Here is a 12,232-nt window from a genome sequence, read left to right on the forward strand (position 1 = left end):
TCAAGATCCGGTGTCCCGTTTCGTCCAGTGCCGTCTCGGACCTTGCACGGCATGCCCGCACGACAGAGCCTCCAGTGGAGATGAGCGCCTGCGCAGCCCGAGGAGATTCGATGATCCCGCTCTCGCACGCACAGCAGCGACTGTGGTTCCTCAACCGGTTGGAAGGGCCCAATGCCACCTACAACATGCCGGCCCTGCTCCGGCTGACGGGTGAGCTCGACCGGACCGCGCTCGTCGCGGCGTTGCAGGACCTCATCGACCGGCACGAGCCGTTGCGCACGGTCTTCGTCAGCCACGACGACGTACCCGGCCAGCGGATTCTCGCCCCCGGCGAGGCCCGCCTGGAGGCGGCCGTCACCGAGGTCGGACCGCAGGAGCTGGACGGCGAACTCGCCGAGCTGGCCGGCCGCGCCTTCGACCTGGAGGCGGAGATACCCATCCGGGCACGGCTGTTCGCCCTGTCCGAGCGCGAGCACGTACTGGCCCTGGTGATCCATCACATCGCCGCGGACGGCTGGTCGATGGCCCCGCTCGCGCGTGACCTCACCGCGGCGTACGAGGCCCGCCGCGACGGGCGGGCGCCCGACTGGCCGGCGCTGCCGATCCAGTACGCGGACTACACGCTGTGGCAGCAGGAGCTGCTCGGCGGCGAGGACGATCCGGAATCCCTGATCAGTGAGCAGGTCGAGTACTGGCGCAAGGCGCTGGCCGGGCTGCCGGAGGAGCTGCGGCTGCCGGTGGACCGGCAGCGCCCCGCCACGCCCGGCAACCAGGGCGGCAACGTCCCGTTCCGGGTCAGCGCGGAGCTGCACCGGAAGCTGTCCGAACTGGCGGCGCGGTCGGACGCCAGCCTGTACATGGTGGTGCAGGCGGGACTGGCCGCACTGCTGAGCCGGCTGGGCGCCGGCACGGACATCCCCCTCGGCTCGCCGATCGCCGGCCGCACCGAGGAAGGGCTGGACGAACTGGTCGGCTTCTTCGTCAACACCCTGGTGATGCGCCTCGACACCGCCGGCGACCCCTCGTTCCGCGAGCTCATCGCCCGGTCCCGGCAGACGGCGCTGGGGGCGTACGCGAACCAGGAGCTGCCGTTCGAGCGGCTGGTCGACATCCTCCGCCCGGACCGGACCCTCGGCAGGCACCCGCTGTTCCAGGTGATGCTGGCGTTCCAGAACAACACGCTGCCGCAGCTGCGGCTGCCCGGGCTGGTCGTGGAGGGCGAGCAGCTGTACACCGAGACCTCCAAGTTCGACCTGGCGTTCAGCATGGGCGAGCAGTTCGACGGCGAGGGCCGGCCACTGGGACTGGGCGGCACGATCGAGTACGCCACGGACCTGTTCGACCGGGAGAGCGTGGAGCGGCTCGGCGCCCGCCTGATCCACGTCTTCGAGGCGATGACCGCCGACCCCGGCGGGCGGGTCGGCGCCGTGGACGTGCTGCTGCCGGGCGAGCGGCAGCAGGTGCTGGAGACCTGGAACCGGACCGAGCGGGAAGTCCCCGCGGCCGGGTTCGCGGAGCTCTTCCGGGCCCGCGCCGCCGCGGCCCCGGACGCCACCGCGCTGGTCTCCGAGGCGGCCACGCTGACCTACGGCGAGCTGGACGCCGCCGCCAACCGGCTGGCCCGGCTGCTCGCCGGGCGCGGCGCGGGCCCGGGGCACCTGGTGGCGCTGGCGCTGCCCCGGTCGGTGGAGCTCGTGACGGCGATGCTCGCCGTGGCCAAGGCCGGGGCCGCCTACCTCCCGGTCGACACCGGCTACCCCGCCGAGCGCATCGCGTACATGCTCGAGGACTCCCGCCCGGTGCTGACGGTGACGACCGGGGCGCTGACCGGACGGCTGCCGGCCGCCGGAGAGGTCCTCGTGCTGGACGACGAGCACACCGTCACCGAGCTGCACCGGTACGGCACGGACGACCTGCCGTCGAACCGGACGCCCGGCAGCCCGCTGTACGTGATCTACACCTCGGGATCCACCGGGAAGCCGAAGGGCGTGGTGGTGACGGACGGCGGCGTGGCCAGCATGGTCCGCAGCCAGCGCGAGCGCCTGGGCGCGGGGCCGGACAGCCGGGTGCTGCAGTTCTCCTCGCCGAGCTTCGACGTCGCCTTCTGGGACTGCTGCATGGCGCTGCTGAACGGCGGAACGCTGTTCCTGCGCTCGGCCGAACAGCTCATGCCCGGCCGCGAGCTGGCCGAGTTCATCCGGGACCAGCGCCTCACGCACTTCACCATGCCGCCGTCCGTACTCGCGGCGATGCCCTCGGGCGTGCTGCCGGCCGGCCTGACCGTGTCGGTGGCGGGCGAGGCGTGCCCCGGCGCGCTGGTGGAGCGATGGGCGCCGGGCAACCGCATGTTCAACGCCTACGGCCCGACCGAGACGACCGTCATCGCGACCATGAGCGAGCGGCTGTCCGGCCCGGACGGCCCCCCGATCGGCAGGCCGGTGGACAACACACGGGTCTACGTCCTCGACGAGGCCCTGCGCCCGGTGCCGGCCGGTGTGGTGGGAGATCTGTACGTCGCGGGCGCGAGCCTGGCCGCCGGCTACCTGCGCCGCCCGGGGCTGACCGCGGAGCGGTTCGTGGCCTGCCCGTTCGGCGGTCCCGGGGAGCGGATGTACCGCACCGGGGATCTCGCCCGGCTGCGGGCCGACGGCCAGGTCGACTACGCCGGCCGCGCCGACGCACAGGTGAAGATCCGCGGCTTCCGGATCGAACCGGGTGAGGTCGAGGCCGTACTGGCCCGGCACCCCGGGGTGCAGCAGGCCGCCGTGCTGGCGCGGGAGGACCGTCCCGGAGACCGGCAGCTGGCCGCGTACCTCGTCCCGGCCGGGGACGACGCCGACCGGGACGAGGCGGCCGAGCGGCAGCAGCTCGGCAACTGGCAGGCCACCTACGACGCCCACCACGAGGGCCTGTCCGGCGGTCTGGGCGAGGACTTCTCCGGCTGGAACAGCAGCTACACGGGGCAGCCCATCCCGGTCGAGGAGATGCGGCGGTGGCGGGACGCCACCGTGGCCCGGGTACGAGAGCTCCGCCCCCGCCGGGTGCTGGAGATCGGTGTCGGCAGCGGCCTGCTCCTCGCGCCGCTGGCGCCGGACTGCGAGTCCTACTGGGGCACCGACATCTCCGAGGTCGTCATCGACCGGGTCCGCGCCCAGCTCGAAGGCCGGCCCGAGCTGGCCGGCCGGGTCGAGCTGCGCACCCAGCCCGCCCACCTCTTCGACGGCCTGCCCACGGGGTTCTTCGACACCGTCGTCCTGAACTCCGTCATCCAGTACTTCCCCAGCGCCGACTACCTGACCGACGTGCTCACCGGGGCGCTCGACCTGGTCGTGCCCGGCGGCAACGTGTTCGTCGGCGACGTCCGCAACCTCCGGCTGCACCGCGCCCTGCGCACGTCCGTCGAACTGCTCGCCGCCGACGCCACGGTCCGCGACGCCACCGAGGTGCGCAGGACGGTCGACCTCGCCGTGGCGCGCGAGACGGAACTGCTCGTCGACCCCGACTACTTCGCCGGCCTGCCCGCGACCGCGGACCTCGCGGTCAAGTCCGGCACGGACCGCAACGAGCTCACCGGCCACCGCTACGACGTGGTGCTGAGCACGGCGCCGCGGCCGGAGCCGGCCGCCGTCCGGGAGCTCGTCTGGGGGCGCGACGTCGCCGGTACGGAGGCGCTGCGCGCGACGCTGGCGGCCCGGCCGGACGCCCTGCGGGTCACCGGTGTGCCCAACCGCCGGATCGCCGGCGAGCTCGCCGCCGTGCGGGTGCTCGAAGCCGGCGACCTGCCGGCCGCGCCGGCCGCCCTGACGGCGGACCCGTCCGGGCTGCCGGAGCCGGGGGAGTTCACCGCCCTGGGGGAGGAGACCGGCTACCGGACCGCCGTCACCTGGGCCGGCGCCGACCGCGACGGCGGCACGCTGGAAGTGGTGTTCAGCGCACCCGGGACGGCGCCCGTCACCGCCTACCGCCCCGGTGCGCGCCCGGCCGCCGGGGGCGCCGCGTACACCAACGCCCCGGCCGCCGTGCTGGCCTCGGACGCGCTGGTCGAGTCGGTGCGTGAGCACCTGCGGCGCGTGGTGCCGGACCACCTGGTGCCGACCGCGTTCGTCGTGCTGGACCGGATGCCGCTGACCACGAACGGCAAGGTGGACCGGCGGGCGCTGCCGGCGCCGACGGTCCTCGGCAGGACCTCCGGCCGGGGCCCGCGCAACGACCGCGAGGCCACCCTGTGCCGGATCTTCGCCGAGACCCTCGGACTGCCCCGGGTGGGCATCGACGACGGGTTCTTCGACCTCGGCGGCCACTCGCTGCTGGCGACCCGGCTGGTCTCCCGGGTACGCGACGCCCTGGGCGTCGATCTGGCCATCCGGGACGTGTTCCGGACGCCGACGGTGGCCGGGCTCGGCGACGTGCTGGACAAGGCTGAGGGCACCCGGCGGCGGGTGGTACGGCAGCGGCGCCCCGAGCGCACACCCCTGTCGCACGCGCAGCAGCGGCTGTGGTTCCTCAGCCGGCTGGAGGAGGGGAGCGCCACCTACAACATGCCGATCGTGGTGCGGCTCACCGGTGACCTCGACCGCACGGCACTGGCCGCGGCCGTCCAGGACGTGTCCGACCGGCACGAATCGCTGCGCACGAGGTACCCGGACGTCGACGGCGTCCCGTACCAGGACATCGTGTCCCCCGAGCAGGCCCGGATCGAGCTGGAGGTCACCGAGACCACCGGTGAGGAACTGGCCGCACGACTCGCCGGCGCCCTCGGCCACGCCTTCGACCTGGCCGAGGAACTCCCCCTGCGGGTCCACCTGTTCGCGCTGTCGCCGCACGAGCACGTGCTGGCGCTGGTGCTGCACCACATCGCCGGCGACGGCTGGTCGATGGGGCCGCTGACCCGGGACCTCACGGACGCCTACGCCGCCCGCCTCGACGGCCGCCGGCCGCGGTGGGCGCCGCTGCCCGTGCAGTACGCCGACTACGCGTTGTGGCAGCGCGAGCTGCTCGGCCACGAGGACGACCCGGACAGCCTGATCAGCGAACAGATCGCGTACTGGCGCGGACAACTGGCCGACCTGCCCGAGAACCTGCGGCTGCCCGGCAGCCGGCCGAGCGGCACGGGCGGGGAGTACCACGGCGCCACCCTGTCGTTCCGTATCGACCGGGCGACCCACCGCCGCATGGCCGACCTGGCCGCCGCCACCGGCACCAGCCTGTACATGGTCGGCCAGGCAGGGCTCGCCGCCCTGCTCACCCGGCTCGGCTGCGGCACCGACATCCCGCTCGGCACGCCGGTCGCCGGCCGTACCGACAGCGCGCTCGACGACCTCATCGGCGACTTCCTCAACACGCTGGTCCTGCGCACCGACACGAGCGGCAACCCCACCTGGCACGAGCTGCTCGGCCGGATCAGCGAGACGAACCTCGGCGCCTACGCGAACCAGGACGTGCCGATCGAGCGGCTGGTCGAGCTGCTCAACCCGGACCGCTCGGCCGGCCGGCTGCCGCTGTTCCAGGTCCTGCTGTCGCTGCACGGAACACCGCCGGAACCGGCGTTCCCCGGCCTCGCCGCCCGCCCCGAGCCGGTCGAGCGGATCGTGCAGAACAAGTTCGACCTCGCCGTCCACCTCCGCGAGACCGTCGCCGAGGACGGTGGCCCGGGCGGTCTGGACGGAATGGTCGAGTACTCGACCGACCTGTTCGACGCGGCGGACGTCGAGCGGCTGACGGACCGCCTGGCGCGGATGTTCGCCGCGCTGGCCGCCGACCCCGGGCAGCGGATCGGTGCGGCCGGCCTGCTCGACGAGGCCGAACACGAGCAGGTCGTCCGGGGCTGGAACGACACCGCGCACGAGGTGCCGTACGCCACCCTGCCGGAGCTGTTCGCCGCGCAGGCGGCCCGTACCCCCGACCGCACGGCGGTGGTCTTCGAGGGCACCGAGCTCACCTACGCCGAACTGGACGCGCGGGCGGAGCGGTTCGCCCGGCTGCTCGCCGAGCACGGCGCCGGACCGGAGACCTGCGTCGCGGTGGTGCTGCCGCGCTCCGAGACCCTCGTCGTCACGCTGCTGGCGGTCCTCAAGGCCGGCGCCGCGTACCTGCCGGTCGATCCCGGCTATCCCGCCGAGCGCATCCGGTACCTGCTCGACGACGCCCGCCCGGTGCTCACCCTCACCGAGGACCACCCGCTCCTCGGCGCGGAGCCCGCGGGCGACGCGGCCGCGGCCGGCCCGGGCGCCTGCCTCCCGGAGCACCCCGCGTACGTGATCTACACCTCCGGGTCCACCGGAGCACCCAAGGGCGTGGTGGTGTCCCACGCGAGCATCGTCAACCGGCTGACGTGGATGCAGGGCCGGTACCGGCTCGACGCGACCGACCGGGTGCTGCAGAAGACCCCCGCCGGATTCGACGTCTCGGTGTGGGAGTTCTTCTGGCCCCTGCTCAACGGCGCCACGCTGGTGGTGGCCAGGCCCGGCGGGCACCAGGACCCGGCGTACCTGGCAGACCTGATGCGCGCGCAGCGGATCACCACCGCGCACTTCGTGCCGTCGATGCTGGCCGTGTTCGCCGCGGAGCCCGCCGCGGCACGGCTGCCGGATCTGCGCCGGCTGATCAGCAGCGGTGAGGCACTTCCGGCCGAGCTGGCCGAACGGGTCGGCGCCACGATCGGGGCCGGCCTGCACAACCTGTACGGGCCGACCGAGGCGGCGGTGGACGTGACCGCCTATGAGTGCCGGAACGAGCCGGGTGCGGTCTCGGTGCCGATCGGCAGCCCGGTGTGGAACACCGCCCTGTACGTGCTCGACTCCGCGCTGCGCCCGGTCCCGCCCGGGGTCGCCGGCGAGCTGTACATCGCCGGTGCCCAGCTGGCCCGCGGCTATCTGCACCGCCCGGCCCTGACCGCCGAGCGTTTCGTGGCCTGCCCCTTCGGCGGAGCCGGGGAGCGGATGTACCGTACCGGCGACGTGGCGGCCTGGCGGGCCGACGGCCAGCTGGAGTTCCTCGGCCGTGCCGACGACCAGGTCAAGGTGCGCGGCTTCCGGGTCGAGCCCGCCGAGATCGAGGCGGCCCTGGCCCGGCACGAGGGCGTCGGGCGCGTCGTCGTCGTACCGCGCGCGGACGCGTCCGGCGACACCCGGCTCCTCGCCTACGTCGTCCCGGCCGGTGCGGACCGGCCCCAGCCCGCGGCGCTGCGCGAGTTCCTCGGCGGCCTGCTGCCGGAGCACCTGGTACCGGCGGCGTTCGTCGTCCTGGACGAGCTGCCGCTGACCCCGAACGGGAAGCTGGACCGGCGGGCGCTGCCGGCACCCGACCACGAAGGCCGCAAGACCGGGCGTGGACCGCGCAACAAGCGCGAGGAGACGCTCTGCCGGATCTTCGCGGACATCCTCGGCCTGCCCGAGGTGGGCATCGACGAAGGCTTCTTCGACCTCGGTGGCCACTCCCTGATGGCGACCCGGCTGATCTCCCTGGTACGGGTCACGTTCGGGGTCGACCTGGCGATCCGTGACCTGTTCACGACGCAGACGGTGGCCGGACTGGTACGGATCCTCGACCAGGCCGACGACAGCCGTCGGCAGCCGGTCGTGCGCCGGCGGCGCCCGGAGCGGGTGCCGCTGTCCCACGCCCAGCAGCGGCTGTGGTTCCTCAACCGCCTGGAAGGCTCGAACGCCGCCTACAACCTGCCGATGGCGGCGCGGCTGACGGGCCGGCTGGACCACCGGGCGCTGGCCGCCGCCGTGGCCGACGTCACCGTCCGGCACGAGACGCTGCGCACGGTCTTCCCCGAGACCGACGGCATTCCCCACCAGCTGATCCTCACCCCGGACCAGGCGCGGCCGGACTTCGAGGTGACCGAGACCGACCGGGACGGGCTGGCCGCGGCGATCGCCGGGATCGCCGAGCGGGACTTCGACCTCCGCACGGACCTGCCGCTGCGGGTCAGGGTGCTCACGGTGTCCCCGACCGAGCACGTCCTCGTGCTGGTCCTCCACCACGTGGCCGGCGACGGCTGGTCGCTGGTCCCGCTCGCCCGCGACCTGAGCGGCGCGTACACGGACCGCTGCGCCGGCCGGGCGCCTCAGTGGACCGAACTGCCCGTGCAGTACGTGGACTACGCGCTGTGGCAGCGCGATCTGCTGGGCCGCACGGACAACCCCGACAGCGTCGTCAGCGAGCAGGTCGCCTACTGGCGGCAGGCGCTGGCCGGGATTCCGGACGAGCTGCCGCTGCCGGTGGACCGGCAGCGGCCGAAGACCCCGAGCTACGCCGGCGGCAGCGTCGACTTCGGCTACGGGCCGGAGCTGCACGCCCGCATCAACAAGCTGGCCGTCGACTGCAACGCGACGGCGTTCATGGTGGTCCAGACGGCGTTCGCCGCCCTGCTGACCCGCCTCGGGGCCGGTACCGACATCCCGGTCGGCTCGCCCATCGCCGGGCGCACCGACGAAGCCCTCGACGACCTCGTCGGGTTCTTCGTCAACACGCTGGTGCTGCGCACCGACACCAGCGGCGACCCGACGTTCCGCGAGATCATCGACCGGGTGCGGGAGGCCAACCTCAACGCGTACGCGCACCAGGACCTCCCGTTCGAGTACCTGGTCGAGGCGGTCAACCCGAACCGGTCCGCGGCCCGGCACCCGCTGTTCCAGGTGATGTTCGCCTTCCAGAACACCAGGGACACCGAGCTGCGCCTGCCCGGCCTCACCGCCGAGGCGCTCGAAGCCGGCACCGACGCCACCATGTTCGACCTGTCGGTCCAGCTGACGGCCCGGTACCACGAGGACGGCCGGGAGGGCGGCGCCCGCGGCGCGCTGATCTACAGCGGCGACCTGTTCGACCGGGAGACCGTGGAGGCGATCGCCGAACGCCTGCTGCTGATGCTGGAGGCGATCACCACCGACCCCGGGCAGCGGATCAGCCAGGTCGAGCTGCTCGACGCGGCCGAACGGCGGCGGATCCTGGAGGAGTGGAACGGCGGCACCGCACCGGTCCCGTCGGTCACCCTGCCCGAGCTGTTCACCGCGTCCGCCTCCCGCGACGGCGCCGCCACCGCGGTGCGTGCGGGGGACACACGGCTGAGCTACGACGACTTGCGGTCCTCCGCGAACCGGCTGGCGCGGCTACTGGTGGCCGGCGGCTGCGGCCCCGAGCGGCGGGTCGCGCTGGCCCTGCCCAGGGACGAACGGCTGCCGGTCGCGATGTGGGCGGTGCTGAACTCCGGTGCCGCGTACGTGCCGGTCGACCCCGGTCATCCGGCCGAGCGGGTGCGCCACCTGGTCGAGGACGCCCGCCCGGTGCTGGCGGTGACGGACCGCGCATCCGCGGACGTACTGCCCGAGGGGCTGCCCCGCATCGTGCTCGACGACCCGGCGACCGAGGCCGCGCTCCTCGGGCTGGAGGACGGCGACCTCACCGACGCGGACCGGTCGGCGCCGCTGCGCCCCGACGACGCGGCCTACGTGATCTACACCTCGGGATCGACCGGGCGGCCCAAGGGTGTGGTGGTCGCGCACCGCGCGGTGGCGAACCTCTCGGCGTGGGCGGGACGGGCCTTCTCCCCGGACGTGTTCTCCGCCGCGCTGGCCACCACCTCGGCGACCTTCGACGTCTCGGTGTCGGACCTGATCCTGCCGCTGCTGCACGGCGGCAGCATCGAGGTGGTGCGCGACGTGCTCGCCCTCGCCGACGGGGACCGTACCGAGGCCAGCCTGGTCTGCACGGCGCCGTCCGCGATGTCGGCCGCGCTCGCCACCGGCCGCCGACTGCGGATCGGCACCGTCATCCTGGTGGGCGAGGCGGTCACACCGCGGCTGGTGCACGATCTGCGGGCCGCGGCCCCCGGCGTACGGATCGCGAACCTCTACGGACCGACGGAGGCCTGCGTCTACGCCACCGAGTGGTACGACGACGGCAACGCCGCCGGCGTGGCACCGATCGGCCGGGCACTCACCAACTACCGGACCTATGTGCTGGACCACGGCATGAACCCGGTGCCCGCCGGGGTCACCGGTGAGTTGTACCTCGCCGGAGCCGGTCTCGCCCGGGGCTACTCCGGGCGGCCCGGGATGACCGCCGAGCGCTTCGTCGCCTGCCCGTTCGGCGGCGCCGGGGAACGCATGTACCGCACCGGCGACCTGGTGCGCTGGCGCTTTGACGGTCAGCTGGAGTTCGTCGGCCGGGTCGACGACCAGGTCAAGATCCGTGGCCAGCGGGCGGAGCCCGGCGAGGCCGAGGCCGTCCTCGCCCGGCACGACAGCGTCGCCCAGGTCGCGGTGATTCCGCGGCGGGACCAGCAGGGGGACACCATGCTGGTCGCGTACGCCGTGCCCGTCGACGGCCGTGAGGCGGAGCCGGCCGAGCTGATCGAGTTCGCGCGCCGGGAGCTGCCGGGCCATCTGGTCCCGTCGGCGGTCGTGCCGCTGGAGCGGCTGCCGCTGACGGCCAGCGGAAAACTGGACCGGCGGATGCTGCCGGCGCCGGGGGCCGTGCAGTCCGCCGCCGGACGCGGGCCGCGCGACGCCCGGGAGCAGGCGCTCTGCGACTTGTTCGCCGAGGTGGTCGGGGTGCCGGCGGTCGGGATCGACGACAGCTTCTTCGAGCTGGGCGGGCACTCCCTGCTCGCCACCCGGCTCGTGGCGAAGGCGCGGGACCGGCTCGGCATCGAGCTCGCCGTGCGGACCCTGTTCGAGGCGCCGACCGTGGCGGCGCTGACCGAACGTCTCGACGCGACCGGCCCGGAACGCTCCGGCGAGGACTCGCTCCAGGTCCTGCTGCCGCTGCGCGCCGAAGGCAGCCGTCCCCCGCTGTTCTGCGTGCACCCGGCGACCGGGCTCGGCTGGGTGTACGCGGGCCTGCTCGGGCAGCTCGAGAAGGACCAGCCGCTCTATGCGATCCAGGCCCGCGGCCTGGACGGGCGGGGCGGGTACGCCGCGTCGGTCGACGAGATGGCCGACGACTACCTCGCCCGGATCCGCGAGGTGCAGCCGCACGGGCCGTATCAGCTCATGGGCTGGTCGTCCGGCGGCGCGGTGGCCCACGCCATCGCCGGGCTGCTGCGTGACCAGGGAGAGCGGGTGCACCTGCTCGCCATGCTCGACACCACGGTCCCCGGGCCCGACTACACCGATCCGGACACCGACGTGATGTTCCAGGCCCTGCGCTACGTCGGCCTGGAACTGGCGCCCACGGAGGGGGAGGAACTCGACTTCGGCCGGGTGCACGCGTTCCTGCGCGAGATCGACCACCCGCTGGCCGGTCTGGGCGAGCGCAGCCTGGCCGCGCTGCCGGAGGTCCTCGGCCGGCAGACCGCGATGCTGAGAGAGCCGTTCGGCCGTGCGGTCGACACCGACCTGCTGTTCTTCACCGCGAGGCGCAGCCACCCGGACGAGCCGGACTTCGCGGGGAGCTGGCAGCCCCTGATCAAGGGCCGGATCACGGAGATCGAGGTCGACTGCGAGCACACTCAGATGACCGAACCGCAGCAGTTGACGCGGATCGCCCCGGCCCTGCGGGCCAGGCTTCTGCCGGCCGGCCGGTGAAACCCGTCGCACCGGCGGGACCGGCGGCGCCGTACACCTGGTTTGCGATTCAACATAATTTTCGGCGACGGCAGTTGGCCGCATATCACAGTCGGGCGGCGACAAAAATGCTTGCGTGAGCCGGTGTTGCTGAGAAAGAATCGGCCGTGTCGCAGGTTGCTGCGATGCGGTTGCAAAACGGGGGTTGCGAGGTGAGGTTGCGCTCGTCGCGCTGCTATGGACTTCTTGCTGCCGGTTGGGCGGTGGCTTTCGCCGGTCTGCATTTCTTCTGGGCCCTCGGCGGGGAAGTAGGGCTGGATGTCTCGTCCGGTGACCGTCTCGCGTCCGAACGGCCGGCCTGGTTCGTGGTCGGCGGGCTCTGGGGAGTGGGCATTCTGTGCCTCGTCGGCGCCGCGGTGGCGCTCGGGCTGCGCCGGCGCGGTGTGCACGGGCGCCGTTGGCGTGCGCTCCGGTGGCTCGGCGTCGCGATCAGCGTGCTGCTGCTGACCCGGGGGCTTCTCGTCGAGGTGCTCCTCATCGCCGGGGCGTCGGCCGTCGGCGAGATCAGTGCCGCGCAGAAGTTCTGGACGCTCGCCCTGTGGAACCCCTGGTTCATTCTCGGTGGATTGGTGTTCGGGCTGGCAGCCCGCAGCTTCGGCAAGGGTATGGCGGGTCGGACGCCAGAAAGACGCAGTCATTCACTGACCAGATGACACGGCGTC

The 12,232-nt window shown here is 73.4% G+C and carries 2 protein-coding genes; both read left to right on the plus strand.

What is annotated here, in order from left to right:
- The first annotated feature begins 110 nt into the window (after positions 1-110).
- Positions 111-11,531, plus strand: a complete 11,421-nt coding sequence (locus FHS34_RS14390) for a non-ribosomal peptide synthetase (RefSeq protein WP_184965008.1) — start codon at positions 111-113, stop codon at positions 11,529-11,531.
- A 146-nt stretch (positions 11,532-11,677) separates the two neighbouring features.
- Positions 11,678-12,223 carry a DUF3995 domain-containing protein gene (locus FHS34_RS14395; protein WP_221508883.1) on the plus strand — a complete coding sequence of 182 codons (546 nt, stop codon included), beginning with the start codon at positions 11,678-11,680 and terminating at the stop codon, positions 12,221-12,223.
- The last annotated feature ends 9 nt before the right edge of the window (positions 12,224-12,232 follow it).

It is taken from the genome of Streptomyces echinatus (assembly GCF_014203595.1).
Taxonomy (GTDB): domain Bacteria; phylum Actinomycetota; class Actinomycetes; order Streptomycetales; family Streptomycetaceae; genus Streptomyces; species Streptomyces echinatus.

Bases quoted from the DNA above. Each gene is read 5' to 3' on its own strand.
- FHS34_RS14390 (WP_184965008.1), top strand. From the start codon at position 111: ATGATCCCGCTCTCGCACGCACAGCAGCGACTGTGGTTCCTCAACCGG.